Source organism: Deltaproteobacteria bacterium (genome assembly GCA_029860075.1).
Classification (GTDB): Bacteria; Desulfobacterota; JADFVX01; order JADFVX01; family JADFVX01; genus JAOUBX01.
This window is the reverse complement of record JAOUBX010000025.1, coordinates 26974-41159: the sequence shown is the minus strand read 5'-3', so window position 1 is coordinate 41159 and position 14186 is coordinate 26974. Positions and strand designations below refer to the sequence as shown.

Here is a 14186-nt window from a genome sequence, read left to right as displayed (position 1 = left end):
TAAGGCAATTTACAAACATGCTTCCGGAAAACCTTATTTTTTTTTCAACGCTTTTCATATTTAACCTCTCTTTATTGACCATCCTGAGGATTGCCTTCTTCATCACTTTCAGGCCGTCCGACGTAAAGGTATTTTCATCACCCACATTTAAGGCACTCTATATTGGCATAAAATTCGATGCCAGGCTTATTTCACTTATTACCATTCCGGCCATCATTTTTTCCTGGATCCCGGGCATCAACCTTTATCATGAGTCGTGGGGTCTCTTTATTACCGAGTGGTACTACATCATTATTTTATCGGTGGCCATCCTTTTTTACATTGTAGATTTCGGCAATTTCAGCTATCTCCAGTCAAGAATTAATGCCAGCCTGCTGGCCCTTAAGGATACAGGCGGCATCTGGTGGCAAATGGTCCGGGAGAGCTACCCTGTTGTCAAGCTGACAATAACTCTTTTTCTTTTTATTCTCTTTTATAAAAGCGGACTTTTAAAAGCAATAGAGGGCAACCTCCTTTCAGCGGGGGAATCTTCATCCGGACTGTGGCTTGGCATCACTTTAAACGGGCTTTTCTTCCTCCTTATGGCAGCCCTGTGCTACGGCAAGTTATCGAGATATCCTCTGCGCTGGAGTGATGCTTTTTTTCATAAAGACAGCTTTATCTGTAACGTGGCCCTCAATCCGGTCCTCTTTTTCATTGAAAGCCTGGGAGAAAAACCCTTTGAGTACGACAGGGAAAAGCTGAAAGAACTTTATCCCCTCATGGTGGATTTTTTCAGTGTTGACAAAGCTTCGGCGGAAACGCTCTCCCTCAAACGGGAGGGCCGGCCGAGACCGCTTGTTTCAGGCAATCCCAACGTGGTTATTATCTTCATGGAGACCTTTGCAGCTTATAAAACAGGCGTACTTGGCGCCCCCATACTTCATTCATCACCCCGATTTGACGCACTGTCCAAAGAGGGCCTTCTTTTCAGCCGTTTCTATGTTCCCATGGAAAATACATCGAGATCACTCTTTGCGGCCCTCTTCGGCATACCCGATGTAAGCACAAGCCGGTCATCATCAAGGAACCCCCTCGTCGTCAACCAGCACACCATTGTTAATGCTTTTAAGGACTACGGCAAACATTACTTCCTCGGCGGCAGCGCCAACTGGGGCAATATCCGGGGCATGCTCTCCCACAATATCGATGATCTTAATATTATTGATGAAGGGGCTTACCGTTCCCCCGTTCATGACGTATGGGGCATTTCCGATGCGGACCTTTTCATGGAGGCCAATGAAATGCTTGCACAAAAGACGGAAGAACCTTTCTTTGCTATTATCCAGACGGCAGGCAATCACCGCCCCTTTAAAATTCCCCATGACTCAAAAGGCTTTGAGCCCGAACAGGCAGATAAAGATGTGCTTACGGAAAACGGCTTCTACTCGCTTGAAGAGTACAACGGCTTCAGGTTTCTCGACCATTCACTGGGCTATTACTTTGACCTGGCACGGAAAGAGCAATACTTTGACAATACGGTTTTTCTCATCTTCGGAGACCACGGCACCGGCAACGGGTCCCATGACAGGCGCTTTGGCGGACTTTCTCCGGGCCCTTTCCATGTTCCTTTTCTCATTTACGCCCCTCAACTGATAAAAGAGAGAAAAAGGATCGATTGCGTTATGAGCGAACTTGATGTTATGCCCACACTGGCTGCGCTCATGGGTAAGCCTTACGTAAACACAACACTTGGCCGTAATGTGCTTGATCCTGCGCTGGAAAGCAAAAGAGGTGCCTTTACCTTTACGCCTTTCGAATTTCCGCCAAGGTTCGGATTTATGGATAACGATCACTACGTTAACGTAGAGCCTGATGAATCCTTTGCGCTTTATGACTTCCATTCTTCAGAAGCGGCAGACCTTAAAGATAAAGAACCGGAAAAAGCCGATTACATGTCAAAAATGGCTATCGGCTTTCATGAGTTTGCCAAGTATCTGCTTTATCATAATAAGCGGGAAGAAAAGTGATTTTCAGCCGAAATAGTGATGCTTTATCTTTACCACCCCCAACCCCTCCTAAAATAGGAGGGGAGTTATTTGTCCCCCTCCTTGATAAGGAGGGGCTAGGGGTGGTAAAAGTCTTTCCTCCGTGCCCTCTGTTGCTGACATCATAAATCCTTGCAAAAATAGCCATTTTCCTTTATATTTCCCTATTTACATTTTCCCCTGAATTACCCGTACAGGATAACCTCTTGATTCTTAATATTTCCTATAAATTTTTAGTGTTTTCAATAGCCACTGCAATCGTGTTTATTCTCTTTCCACAATTGGATCTGATGACAAGCGCCCTCTTTTTTTCGGATGGCAGGTTTTACGCAAAAAGCTACCCTCTTTTTAAATTGATCTATAAATATGCGCCATCCATGACTGGTATTATTGTTCTTGCTATCATAGGCATCTATGCCTATATGCAATTTAAAAAAAGAGATGAAATACTTGGTTTAAAAAAGAAAGCCTACCTCTATCTAATCATGGCAATGCTGCTGGGACCGCTTCTTGTGGTCAACGGCATTATGAAGGAATTTTCAGGCAGGGCAAGACCGAGGCATATAGTTGAATTTTCAGGAAGTAAAACATTCACCCCCGCTTTTGTCATTTCCGATCAGTGCAAAAAAAATTGTTCCTTCGTCAGCGGCCATGCATCGGCCGGTTTTTACTTCGTGGCACTGGCTCTGCTCTACAGAGGCAAGAGAAGACGAGTTATCTTCTGGAGTGCAGTTGCTGCCGGAGGAATAATCGGGATGGTAAGAATCATCCAGGGAGGCCACTTCCTGAGTGACGTTATTTTCTCCTTTGCCTTTGTTTACCTGACAAGCCTTTTACTCCATTACGGGATGTTTAGAAATGATAAAGCAGCTTGATACTTCAAAGTTAAGGGAGAGCCATGCGCTGGGCCTTCTTCTCATTGTCGCCCTCTTTCACGCCATTTACAATGTTACCCTCCAACTTCACCCTGATGAAGCCTATTACTGGTACTGGAGCAAGAAGCTGCAACTGAGCTACTACGACCATCCTCCTATGGTGGCTTACCTGATCAAAATTTTTACCCTTTTCAGTGATCATGAATTCTTCACGAGACTAACTGCCGTCTTCTGCATGACCCTTACAGGGTGGTATATTTTCAAGCTGGCCAATGAGGTCTACGACAAGGACGTTGCCTGGCTCTCTCTTGTAAGCTATACCATCATCCCCACAATCAGCATGGGGTACACCATCATCACGCCTGATGCGCCGCTGCTTATGTTCTGGGCCTTGTCTGCCTGGTTTTCATACAAGGCTCTCTTCGGCGGAAAATGGAAGGACTACCTATTGGCCGGTGTTTTCATTGGCGCCATGATGCTCAGTAAATATACGTCTGTCCTCTTTCTCACAGCGCTGCTTTTATTTATCATAATAAAAATACCCCGACACCTGCTGCAAATAAAACCATGGACATCCATTATTCTGGCCTTCATAATTTTCCTTCCCGCCGTCTACTGGAACTACCAGCACGACTGGATAAGCTTTTCATTTCAGTACAAACACGGCACATCGGAAGTAGCTAAAATAAAATGGAACAAGTTCTTTGAATTTGCAGGCGGTCTTTTCGCCATCTTTACACCCATTTTTTTCGGTATTCTCCTTTACGGAAGTTTCAAAGTTAAAAACTACTGGAATGATAAGAAGCGTTTCTTCGTTGCCATTACCTATCTCTTTCCACTCCTCTTTTTTCTTTACAAGGGACTTTTTAAAAAGATGGAACTCAACTGGGTAGCAGTAGCCTTCATTTCAGGCCTTATTATTTTTTCATATACAGTCAAAGAGTATAAGCTTAAAAAGACCTTCATTGCAGGTGCTACCCTTGCCGTGCTCCTTAATCTCATCCTTCATTTTCCGGCCCTCTTTTTCCTGCCGCCAAAAATGAATATTCATAACCGCATTTACGGTGTAAAAGAAGCCGCCATAAAAGCAGCTTCCTACCTTGAGCCCGGTGACCTTCTTCTGGCTGACCACTTGAGACGCGCCGCCATGTTCAGTTTTTATGCAGGTGGAGGAAGGCAGGCCCATATCCCGTCAACGACCCGCTTCAGCCAGTACACCATGTGGGATAAAGGGATTGATTTTGGAAAAGTAAAGGGGGTATTTCTTTCCAAAAGACCGGAAGAGAAAGAGCTTTCGACAATATTTAAAAAGGTGGAACTCCTTGAAGAGGTGAAGTTGAAAAAAGAAGGCCTTAAGGAGAAGACTTTCTACATTTACAGGTGCAGTAATTAGAAGTTAGTCACTTTTTCAAGTTGCAGATTAAGCTGTCATTGCGAGGAGTGTAAACGACGAAGCAATCCAAAGGTCTTGGATCTTATCTCAATGTTGGTGGAATGTACTAAATTTAGTACAAGATCAGAACTCATTATTTGTCATTTCGAAGGCATGTGAAAAATCTTTTTCTTGAGTGAAAAAAGGTTAGTAAGATTTCTCCTGACCGTCGAAATGACATCACAGATGGATATAGTACAAAATATGAAATAATAATTGCTTCGGTCTAATTGACCTCGCAAAGACGAAAAATAATTTTTTACCGGAATTTTCAAAAAGTTAATTAAAAAGTAAGCATGAACATAAAAACCCTAATCAAAACAGCCATCACTATCATCCTCCTTACGGTCATCTTCCGCTTTGTCGACTTTCCCTCTCTCTTGAAGATACTAAAAGAGATCAATCCACTCTACCTGATCCCTGCCGTAGCATTCCAGTTTCTAAGCACCTTCGTCTCTTCACTGCGATGGAACATCATCATGAAGACCCTCGACTTCAAGGAAAGCACATGGTTCTACATTAAGAGCTATTTCAAGGGGACTTTTTTCAACCAGGCACTGCCGGGAAGCATCGGCGGTGATGCCGTGAGGGTTCTCGAACTGGGGGGACTGGGCTATAGGAAGCGAGAGGCCTTTTACGGTATTTTTATCGACCGTATTGTAGGTCTGCTTGGCCTGCTTCTATTAAACCTTGCTGCCAATTTTACTTATAGTGATCTTCTCCCAACCTGGCTTTACCGTTTAATCAATCTCACCTGCACAGGAAGCATTACAGGCTTTATCGTCCTTGTTATGCTGAGAAAAGCCAAGTTCATGTCGAAGATCAGGTTTTTAGACCTTTTTTATGATCTTTCAAAACGCTTCAGGAAGGTCTATAGCAATATCCCCAACATCAGTGGACAGTTGATTTTATCAGTAATTATCCACCTCTGCTCCATACTCTGCATCTATGCCATAGCACTGGCTATCGGGCTGGAATATGGGCTGGGCGCCTATCTTGTTATCATGCCCCCTGTCTTTCTCTTTACCTTAATTCCTATATCGCTGGCGGGTTGGGGAGTACGTGAAGGGGCTATGGTGGGAATCTTTCTTCTTATAGGCGCACCAAAAGAGGCCGTGCTTTCAATCTCCATCCTCTACGGGCTTATTGTTATCTTTCACAGTCTACCCGGTATGATATTCTGGGTACAGTCGAAAAGCAGGATATAGAAAAGAATTTTCTGAGTTATTCTGGCTTCGTCTGAAGCTCATTATTAGGGGTTAAGTCGTGCAGTCGACTCTACGATGTTCCATTGTTCCGAAACAACCAGATGATCTGAGGGATTTAGCTGAATTCTGACATGGTGGCTGATAGTTAAACATATTTCACCTATATCTGTAGGCTTGAGTGAAGTGAGCCACCTGTTTACCTGCTCTTGTGTCAGGTTTTTGACTTTATAGTCAGCTACGACAATCTCCATCGCCGGTGGGTTGTATTCGAGAGAGTAGCAGGAGTTTTGTACTGTGTCAGCTTCGTAGCGATTCTTACCTTTTGATGTGAGCTTGATAAGTTTAGTATCCTTCAAGTCGCTGAAATAATATGAGTAGTACTCGCTTTCCAAATTCTCTCTGTCCACCCACTGCGTCAAATCCTTGAGTAATTTTCCACGATAAATCGTCCCATAATAAGCCTTCAATTCAGACTTGAAGCGTTTCTCGTTTGAAAAATCCATAGACCAGAAGAACTTGGAGATGTCTTTCCATCTTTCCAAACTGTCAGGCAAGGATTCTGCCAACGCAACTGTCGGTAAAAGTAAACAAAAAGTAGCAACTAGAATCTTCATTTGTTTGGTGAGGCCCAACAAGTTTTTATTAAAAACTTCGGTCTCAAAGCATGGGTTTTGTCCACGAAGACAGGCAGGCTGTAGCCTGGAGTCGGACCGTACGTCGTTACGGGCAACATTACGGGCACTCATCACCGCTCCCATTGAAACTTTTAATTATGTTTTTTAAGGTAAATATCTATAATGTCCGGTAATTGGGAATGAAAAAAGCATATCCTCAAGCTTTGGCCCTCTACCAATATTATGAACAATCATAGGGTTACCTGTTTCTACATTGTATTTGTCTGTTACAATTCCAATATGAGGTAAATTACCTGGAATCATCCAAGTTACAAGGTCTCCCGGTGAATAGTCTTCGGCTTTCTTTGAAATAGAAAGTACCTGGCCAAAACGAGAGAAGAAAGCTTGCAAATTGGGCACACGCCTATGGTCAATGTTTGTATCAGGCCGACTCAATCCCCAGATCTTTTTTGATGGGTATTTTGAAAAGTTAGCTTTCATATCCTGATGAACTAATTTCTGGAGGTCGATGCCGATTTTTCGGTAAGACCTGATTACAACATCCGTACAAACACCGATATTTTCTGGCACATCACCACCAGGATATTTTATCGAGTAATAACTGCCATCATAAACTACTCGAAAATTTGCCCTCTCTATTGCGGCCTTCACCAGTTCGCTACTTGTGACTGCAAAAGATTGAACCGGCAGTAGGATCAACCAAATTAGAAGCAATCTTATTAAGTTCATAATTTTTCAAACATAACAAAAAAATTAAGGGTCAAGCCTTCATTCTTTGTTTATAAAATTCTTTGAATCAACTTTAGTAAGAAATTTTAAAATTTTCTTTTCTGAAAAGTCCTTCCAGCCACCACTTTGATACTTAGCTTGAGCTTCCTTCATGTAGCTTTTATACTTTTCTGTCTTTCCTCGCTTCCCTTCCAAGACAGCCAACCGAGCATATGCTGTACCTGAGTCTATTACACATATTTCTTTCCCAAAAAGAAATTCAGCATTTAACTGTCGCTTTAACTCGTCACAAAATTGTATATATTCAAGCAAGGCTTTTTTCGCATCTTCGTATGAAGCGTTTTGATACTGAAGGTATGAGTAGTTACCCAAACTTGCAGAAGCCATAAGGTAGCCCATAGAGTTAATGGGTTTGCTCAATTGGAAACCCAAATAACCACCGGCAAAGCCGCCAAATATCACACCTAAAAGAAACACTAGAGATATTTTCAAATATTTTTTACTTTTAGACATATCCTTTCCTTGATTTTCAGGCTAAAGCTGAGTTGAGCAGCTTGCCTGCTCAAACGAAACTTATGCCCTGTGGGTATAAGTAGGGATTACTATTATTCGTGCATAAAAAAAGCCCAAAACCGTTACCGGTTCGGACTCTTCAAATTTCTTTTTTTCACGTTTCCCATTTCCATCCCCCCGAAATGATTGATTCTTTTTTATACCTCAACAAACCGCCTTTGTAAATGCTTTTTTGGATGAATATGGCACGGAGCGAATGCATAAGGCTTCGGCCATTCATCTATGACCGGGAAAAGAGCAATTATCTATTTGAATTTTTGTCAATTTCTTTTATAGTTTAACTATCTCATAAAAAGCCATGAACCCATAAGATAATTTCAGGAGGAAAAAAAATGGCAATTATCGATGGAATCAGAAGACAGCTCCGTTCCGTAATTGAGTGGGACAACCCTGCGCCGGATGATCTCTTTTACCGATGGAGCGATAACGGCGATGAAATAAAGAACGCCTCCAAACTGATTGTCAATCCCGGTCAGGGCTGCATCTTTGTTTACGAAGGAAGCGTGGAAGCGGTTATCACTAATACAGGCATAGTCAATCTCAAAACGGCCAACGTCCCCTTCTGGACGACCATTAAAAAATTCATGCAGTTCTTTGAGAGTGAACATAAGGTTGGTCTCTATTACTTTAAAACCACCAAAATTCTTAATCAAAAATGGGGCACCACATCGATCATTAAATATGAAGACCCCAAGTATCAATTCCCCGTGGGACTAAAGGCCTACGGAAATTACAGTTTCAAAATAGTAAAGCCGGACTTTTTCTTTACTACGGTAGTGGGAGCTAAAGACAACTATTCAGTTGACCAGTTCAAGGAGGTAATGAATTCCCGCATAATCCAGCCCTTAACGGACTATATGGCCGAATCTAAATTCTCCTATGCCGAAATCGATGCCGGACGTGAAGAACTTTCTTCCGGTATTCATCAGAAAATTAACTCGGATTTTATCAAACTCGGTTTTGAAATTACCGACTTTCGAATCGAAGGAACCAACTTCGATGAAAATACGGAAGACCGCATCAACCGAATAGCCGACGTTATGGCTGAAGCCCAGGCAGCAGAAAAAGCGGGTATAAACTATACGGAAATGCAAAAGCTGCAAGCCATGCGCGACGCAGCAAAAAATGAAGGGGGCGGCGCCGGTGTTGGAATGGGCCTCGGCGCCGGGATCGGTTTCGGCCAGATGCTGTCGGAAAGTTTCAAGCCTCAAAATAACCAGCCTGCTCAACCGGGAAAAGAAGATCCCATGATCGTCCTTAAAAAACTGAAAGAAATGCTCGATGCCGAGCTTATTGAAAAGGAAGAGTACGATCAAAAGAAAAAGGAGATTCTGGACAGAATGTAGTAATAACAAGAGAAATTAGACGCAGATTTACACAGATTTTTTTATGATTTTTAAAAGATTAAAATTTGAAAAAGTTAACAATTAACTCTTATAAAATCCTTATCTGTGAAAATCATATTGAATCCGTGCTAATCAGTGTCTAATTATTTTTTTCAATATTAACTGTCCATCACTTATCATGGCTAACTGTTCAAGCTGTTCAGCACCCCTTCCGGCCCATACGACGATCTGCGAATATTGTCACAGCCGCAATGACGTGGATCTGAAAGGTATTCACGAATATACCGTTTCAAAACCGGACTCGGAACGTATCTGTCCAACCTGCAACATCCCGCTGCAGACTATCAACCTGGCTGGCGACGGCAAATACTACATCGAACGCTGCGATAAATGCATGGGCCTCTTCTTCGATCCCGGAGAGCTGGAAGCGCTTCTTGAAAAAAGTGTTACCAATATTTTTCGCATTGACCACAGAAGTCTTAATAAACTGGTCAAAGACAGGGCCAATCAGAAAAGAAAGATTCAATACATCAAATGCCCGGTCTGTACAAACATAATGAACCGGGCCAACTTTGGTAAAAGAAGCGGCGTCATTATAGACCGCTGCAAGAATCACGGCATCTGGCTTGACGGTGGAGAATTAAAACAAATCATGGAGTGGCGAAAAGCGGGTGGCAGACTGCTGCATGATAAAAAGGCAGCCCGGGAAAAAAAGATAGAGAAGCAATGGAAAAGGGATGGGACTATTTTCCACGAAAAAACCATTCGAAACGGAAATTTCAGTATGTCCGACCTCGATCTTGACGACGATATTGCCACCAGTATATCAAATTTGATTTCCAGGTTATTTACTTAAAGATTTAAAGTCTCTACAAAAAAAACTTCTTTTTATTTCCCATTCAACACAGCCGAGTGGAGCAGATTATTGTGGGGAAAGGGGATAAACTGTCTGAGCGAAGCGAGTTTTTATCCCCGCCACAATCAGCTGCGTGAACGAGGGAAGCCGAAGGCCAAAGTTGCAGGGCGGCTTTCTTTTGCATACTTTTCTTTGCCGCCAAAGAAAAGTATGATTCTCAAAGAGAATAAAAGTAATTATTCAGATAATTTTGTTTGACCACCCCTTAATCCCTTTATGCCCTGTGGGTGCTCCTAATCAAGGAGGGGAGACAAGTTCCTCGTCACTCCCCCACCACATACACCAATATATCCACCACCTGCTCCGGTGTCGTCGCCCAGGCCATTGCCGAACCATCCACCTCTTTCAGCGGATGAATAATATCCTCACCATGCAAAGTTACATAAGGTTTTCCAAGTGCCGCACAAAAACCTGCATCAAAGGCGGCATTCCACTGCTTGTATTTATCACCGAAACGAACAACAACAAGGTCGCTCTTTTCAATAAGGCTCTTCGTGCGAATAGCATTCACCTTGGCCGACTTATGATCCCGCCAGAATTGATTGGCTTCCTCACCCAGAACGTCACCTGCTGCATCACTCGCTTCATGATCCGTTACTGCTGAAGTAAAGGTAATATCAAGGCCCTTTGCTTTTGCCCCTTCTTTAATCCTGTCCCGCCAATCTGTATGTATTTCTCCTGAAAGGTATACTGTAAATGCCAATGTTTAATCTCCTTTAAATGTATTAGATTTCTTTTCTGCCTGTATTAAATTGAAGTTATTACAAAAAACCGTAATTCGAATGAAAGGAATTCCTCTCTTATTGCCCTGCACTAATAGACTTTAGACATTTTTCAAAACTCATCTTGCGTCCTATTCTTTGTTCATTTGAAGTATCTGTTATAAAAAACTCATCTCGTTGCTCATTTCCGGTACAAACCAGGCCTTTTTTAGTCGCGCTAACAATTTTTTGGCATTTTTCAAAACTTGTCTTTCTTCCTATTCTTTTACGATCTGAAACTCTGGTTATAAAAAACTCATTTCTGGACTCGTTACCCGTACAAATAAAGCTTTCATTTGAAGCCGGTACCCTATTACCACAAACTTCATTTTTCAATATGCTTTCAGCACTAACCGTTTCTGTGGCGTTATTTGTACAGACAACATCAAATTTACCGTTAGATTGCTTTCTCATACTTTTAATATCTGAGACTCCGGCATGAGCATTACTTACCAAAAGAGAAAGTACAATAAAATTAAAAAGAATAATTCTCATATAGACCTCCCAACATAAATTTAGATAAAAAAATTTTCCCAAACTATTTTAAAAAAAAGCTACTCCAATTTATTTAGGATAATTTCATATGCCTCCTTCCGTTCCTTCGGATCAGTCAGTTTAATCACTTGCCCCTGATTAAATTTCACTTCTACAGTTCCCATAAGAGTGCGATTTTTCACCTCTTTGACTTTACTCCAGGGAAAGAAGGTAACAAGCTTTTTTTCTTTAAGTTCTTCCAATGAAAATTCATTTCTTAAAAAGCGAGCCACTTCCCCAGGACTTGGAGATTCTGATTCTTCAATCTTTTTCGTCAGATTAATTGCGCCAAAAATACCTGTAATGCCGATAGAAAGAGAGTCACCAAAATATGAGAATGAATCTTTAGGTATTGCGTAAGGTTGAAAATACAAACCTTCTTCAGTGAGAATCAGTGCACCTTTTTTACCATCGTATTCGGTATACTTAAAATCCAATTGTTATGCCCTTCGCTAGTCAATAATAATTCATACAGTCAATTTTAATAATTAACACTATGTTGTCTTATAAATGTACCAACCATCTGTTATCTGTTCTATATAAATAAAATCTTTTGGACTCATGGAAGGGGGACTTTTATCAACAGGCACATATAAGAAACCAACTGAGTTGTCAATCATTCCACCTATATTAAAATTAATAACACCCCCATCCTTATAAACAGAATTTAAAAATAATTTCTTTGCTGTTTTTTTGGAGCGCTCTTTATCACCTGTTGTAAAAAACTTAAGGATCTCTTTGAATTTATTAAGGTTATCTCTAAAAAAAACCTTTAAATACTTATCACTTTTACTAGTTAAAAGCATATTTTGGTAAGTCCATTCTTCTTCTTGAGTTCGAGACGTTTTTTTCTCTAGTTCCTCCAAAAAGAGAAAAAATAATCCTGGAAGAGCCAAACCTCGAATTGCCTCAATTTTCCAGTTACTCTTATCTTTTATAAGGAATACATACCAATCCTGGCTTTGTTTCCCGTCACTCAATAGGACTGCATAAACAGCTCTGTTCTCTGTCTGACTCAACTTCCTGTAAGTTACAGATACATCTGCTGGAAGATTTTCACCCAATGTGGGTTTTTCAACGTAATACTCAAGCATTTCACCATAATAAGCTGAATACTTATCTTTAATCCCTCCAGGACCAAAATATTCATTTAGAACCTCTGGCTCGTCTGCACTTGAGGTATTAGAAATTAATAACAAGCCAAAAATGAAAAATGTAAAAACAAGCTGTTTCATAGTTTTTTTCTCCCACTATAAATTTAAGATATTAATACTTTTCTTCTAACACCCTAAATCCCATACTTTTTATTTTTCAATTATTTAGGTTTACCAATTAGCCTTCCCCTATACCTTTTTATTTTTTATAGCACAAATGATTTTGGGGAACAAAAGGAATTTCTAATTTAGAAAACTGGATTCCCGCCTCGCGGGAATGACAAGTAAGATCTAATGTTATCTTTTCATCACAGCAATCATGTAAATTCTGTCAGAATGAAGGTTTTAAATCCACCTCTCACCGCAATCCTCCAGGCATCCGGACACCAAGATCCACAGGATGTGTGAAGAAATTTTATATCCTGTTAATCCTGTCAAAGCAAGGTTTTAAAAATCATAAACAATCAGTGTAAATCTGTGTCTAACCAATCTTTTACCTCGAAAAGAGTGCAAAAAAGAAGACAATAGTGTATTATATGGCGCTTATTAAAGCGTAACGGAGTTAGAATGAAAGTAGATACCATGCGGAACATCGACTATTATGTTGGAGTTCCCCTCTGCCTGATAGGCACGATTATTATAAAACTCATTAATTTCTTCAGGGGAAAGGAAGAGAGAGAACCGAAAAATGTACTCCTCATCGAGCTTTCTGAAATGGGTAGCGCCATTCTTGTCGATCCGGCCATGGAGAAGATCAAGAAAGACCTGAAAGCCAATCTCTTTTTTGTAATCTTCAAGAAAAACAAGCCCAGCCTCGATCTGCTCGGCACGGTTCCACAGGAAAACATTTTTACAATCAGGGCAGACGGCATTGTAAACCTCGCTGTCGATACGCTCAGTTTCCTCTCCTGGACACGTTCAAAAAATATCGACACCATTATCGACCTGGAGCTTTTTTCCCGCTTTACGGCCCTTTTAACAGGATTTAGCGGAGCTTCCAATACGGTCGGTTTTCATGCTTTTCACAATGAGGGCCTCTATCGCGGCGATTTTTTGACTCACAAAGTCGCCTATAATCCGCATACCCATATTGCCAAAAATTTTATCGCCCTGGTTAACTCTTTAACAGCAAAAAGCAAAGAAGTTCCCTTTTCAAAAACAATTGTCAAAAACAGTGAAATAAAACTTAAAAAAATCACATTTACGGAAGAAGAAAAGGGTGTGGTCAGGGAGATAGTAAAAAAGAATTTTGAGACCTATAACACCTCAAAAGACAAGATCGTCCTTATCAATCCCAACGCCAGCGAACTGCTAACCCAACGCCGCTGGCCAATGGATAACTATGCTGAATTGATCAAGGAAATCCTCAAAATGGACAAAAAGATACTTGTCCTCATTACCGGTTCACCTGGAGAAAGAGGCGAAGCAGCCATGCTAAAGCGAAACGTGGGAAGCGACAGGTGCATCAACTTTGCAGGCGAAGTGAAGTTCCTTCAACTGCCCATTCTTTATAGCATTAGTGACTTTATGGTCTCCAACGATTCCGGGCCGGGCCACTTTTCGTCTATTACCGACATGCTCACTTTCGTTCTTTTCGGGCCGGAAACACCAAATCTCTATGGCTCACTTGGAAAATCCTACCCCATTTATGCTGATCTTGCCTGCTCTCCTTGCGTGAGTGCATGGAATCACCGCAAGACAGCCTGCACCGACAACCAGTGCCTAAAGATGATTTCACCTGAAATGGTGATGAAGGAGATTAAAAAGCGTTATAAGAAGTAACTTGATAAAGGCACCACGAAGACACTAAGGACACAAAGGAAAAAATCATAAATTCTCCGTGCTCTTTGTGTCTTTGTGGTTAAAAACTTTTCCTATAAATCTTTATTATTGGATAAGAGGTAGATCCAGTCCATGCTATGCCCCATATCTTGTGTATTTTCCTTGACTTTTCCTATGGTTTTGCATTAAAATTTGCGGTTTCATGGATGGAAGG

The 14186-nt window shown here is 41.3% G+C and carries 14 protein-coding genes; 7 read left to right on the top strand and 7 right to left on the bottom strand.

The annotated features are described in order from the left end of the window. Positions 1-17: 17 nt before the first annotated feature. The 4 genes from OEV42_09455 to OEV42_09440 all read left to right on the top strand — a co-directional run bounded on the left by OEV42_09455 (position 18) and on the right by OEV42_09440 (position 5542). The gene (locus OEV42_09455) at positions 18-2009 is read left to right on the top strand and encodes a sulfatase-like hydrolase/transferase (GenBank protein ID MDH3974491.1); all 1992 of its coding nucleotides are present in this window, start codon (positions 18-20) and stop codon (positions 2007-2009) included. A 308-nt stretch (positions 2010-2317) separates the two neighbouring features. Further along, positions 2318-2902, top strand: a complete 585-nt coding sequence (locus OEV42_09450; protein MDH3974490.1) for a phosphatase PAP2 family protein — start codon at positions 2318-2320, stop codon at positions 2900-2902. Next, positions 2886-4295, top strand: a complete 1410-nt coding sequence (locus OEV42_09445) for a glycosyltransferase family 39 protein (protein ID MDH3974489.1) — start codon at positions 2886-2888, stop codon at positions 4293-4295. The genes OEV42_09450 and OEV42_09445 overlap by 17 nt, the downstream gene beginning before the upstream one ends. Before the next feature lie 335 nt (positions 4296-4630). Next, on the top strand, positions 4631-5542 hold the full coding sequence (locus OEV42_09440; GenBank protein ID MDH3974488.1) for a flippase-like domain-containing protein: 912 nt from the start codon (positions 4631-4633) through the stop codon (positions 5540-5542). A gap of 44 nt (positions 5543-5586) precedes the next feature. On the opposite strand, the gene OEV42_09435 is transcribed toward OEV42_09440, so the two are convergent. The 3 genes from OEV42_09435 to OEV42_09425 all read right to left on the bottom strand — a co-directional run bounded on the left by OEV42_09435 (position 5587) and on the right by OEV42_09425 (position 7419). Beyond that, on the bottom strand, positions 5587-6096 hold the full coding sequence (locus OEV42_09435; protein MDH3974487.1) for a hypothetical protein: 510 nt from the start codon (positions 6094-6096) through the stop codon (positions 5587-5589). 225 nt (positions 6097-6321) lie between these two features. Next, positions 6322-6906: a DUF1287 domain-containing protein gene (locus OEV42_09430; protein ID MDH3974486.1), complete on the bottom strand. Its 585-nt coding sequence runs from the start codon at positions 6904-6906 to the stop codon at positions 6322-6324. Positions 6907-6945: 39 nt separating this feature from the next. Continuing rightward, the gene (locus tag OEV42_09425; protein ID MDH3974485.1) at positions 6946-7419 is read right to left on the bottom strand and encodes a hypothetical protein; all 474 of its coding nucleotides are present in this window, start codon (positions 7417-7419) and stop codon (positions 6946-6948) included. Positions 7420-7811: 392 nt separating this feature from the next. Between OEV42_09425 and OEV42_09420 the strand changes: the two genes are divergently transcribed. Both OEV42_09420 and OEV42_09415 read left to right on the top strand, forming a co-directional pair. After that, positions 7812-8825 carry an SPFH domain-containing protein gene (locus OEV42_09420; GenBank protein ID MDH3974484.1) on the top strand — a complete coding sequence of 338 codons (1014 nt, stop codon included), beginning with the start codon at positions 7812-7814 and terminating at the stop codon, positions 8823-8825. Positions 8826-9003: 178 nt separating this feature from the next. Further along, entirely contained in the window at positions 9004-9681 is a 678-nt protein-coding gene (locus tag OEV42_09415) for a zf-TFIIB domain-containing protein (protein MDH3974483.1), read from the top strand. 322 nt (positions 9682-10003) lie between these two features. On the opposite strand, the gene OEV42_09410 is transcribed toward OEV42_09415, so the two are convergent. From OEV42_09410 to OEV42_09395, 4 genes are all read right to left on the bottom strand, one after another. Further along, positions 10004-10444 (bottom strand): YtoQ family protein, encoded by a 441-nt coding sequence (locus OEV42_09410; protein MDH3974482.1) that lies wholly within the window; start codon positions 10442-10444, stop codon positions 10004-10006. Positions 10445-10541: 97 nt separating this feature from the next. After that, positions 10542-10997 carry a hypothetical protein gene (locus OEV42_09405; GenBank protein ID MDH3974481.1) on the bottom strand — a complete coding sequence of 152 codons (456 nt, stop codon included), beginning with the start codon at positions 10995-10997 and terminating at the stop codon, positions 10542-10544. Between the two features lie 59 nt (positions 10998-11056). Next, positions 11057-11473 (bottom strand): hypothetical protein, encoded by a 417-nt coding sequence (locus OEV42_09400; protein MDH3974480.1) that lies wholly within the window; start codon positions 11471-11473, stop codon positions 11057-11059. Between the two features lie 57 nt (positions 11474-11530). Then, positions 11531-12271, bottom strand: coding sequence for a hypothetical protein (locus OEV42_09395; protein ID MDH3974479.1), 741 nt, complete (start codon positions 12269-12271; stop codon positions 11531-11533). 486 nt (positions 12272-12757) lie between these two features. Here OEV42_09395 and OEV42_09390 point away from each other — a divergent pair, with 486 nt between their 5' ends. Next, on the top strand, positions 12758-13972 hold the full coding sequence (locus OEV42_09390; protein MDH3974478.1) for a glycosyltransferase family 9 protein: 1215 nt from the start codon (positions 12758-12760) through the stop codon (positions 13970-13972). The last annotated feature ends 214 nt before the right edge of the window (positions 13973-14186 follow it).

What these genes read in the sequence shown, in the direction of transcription:
- OEV42_09425 (MDH3974485.1), bottom strand. Translation starts at nt 7,419, where the DNA reads ATGTCTAAAAGTAAAAAATATTTGAAAATATCTCTAGTGTTTCTTTTA.
- OEV42_09405 (MDH3974481.1), bottom strand. Translation starts at nt 10,997, where the DNA reads ATGAGAATTATTCTTTTTAATTTTATTGTACTTTCTCTTTTGGTAAGT.
- OEV42_09455 (MDH3974491.1), top strand. Translation starts at nt 18, where the DNA reads ATGCTTCCGGAAAACCTTATTTTTTTTTCAACGCTTTTCATATTTAAC.
- OEV42_09415 (MDH3974483.1), top strand. Translation starts at nt 9,004, where the DNA reads ATGGCTAACTGTTCAAGCTGTTCAGCACCCCTTCCGGCCCATACGACG.
- OEV42_09420 (MDH3974484.1), top strand. Translation starts at nt 7,812, where the DNA reads ATGGCAATTATCGATGGAATCAGAAGACAGCTCCGTTCCGTAATTGAG.
- OEV42_09450 (MDH3974490.1), top strand. Translation starts at nt 2,318, where the DNA reads ATGACAAGCGCCCTCTTTTTTTCGGATGGCAGGTTTTACGCAAAAAGC.
- OEV42_09445 (MDH3974489.1), top strand. Translation starts at nt 2,886, where the DNA reads ATGATAAAGCAGCTTGATACTTCAAAGTTAAGGGAGAGCCATGCGCTG.
- OEV42_09440 (MDH3974488.1), top strand. Translation starts at nt 4,631, where the DNA reads ATGAACATAAAAACCCTAATCAAAACAGCCATCACTATCATCCTCCTT.
- OEV42_09390 (MDH3974478.1), top strand. Translation starts at nt 12,758, where the DNA reads ATGAAAGTAGATACCATGCGGAACATCGACTATTATGTTGGAGTTCCC.
- OEV42_09430 (MDH3974486.1), bottom strand. Translation starts at nt 6,906, where the DNA reads ATGAACTTAATAAGATTGCTTCTAATTTGGTTGATCCTACTGCCGGTT.
- OEV42_09395 (MDH3974479.1), bottom strand. Translation starts at nt 12,271, where the DNA reads ATGAAACAGCTTGTTTTTACATTTTTCATTTTTGGCTTGTTATTAATT.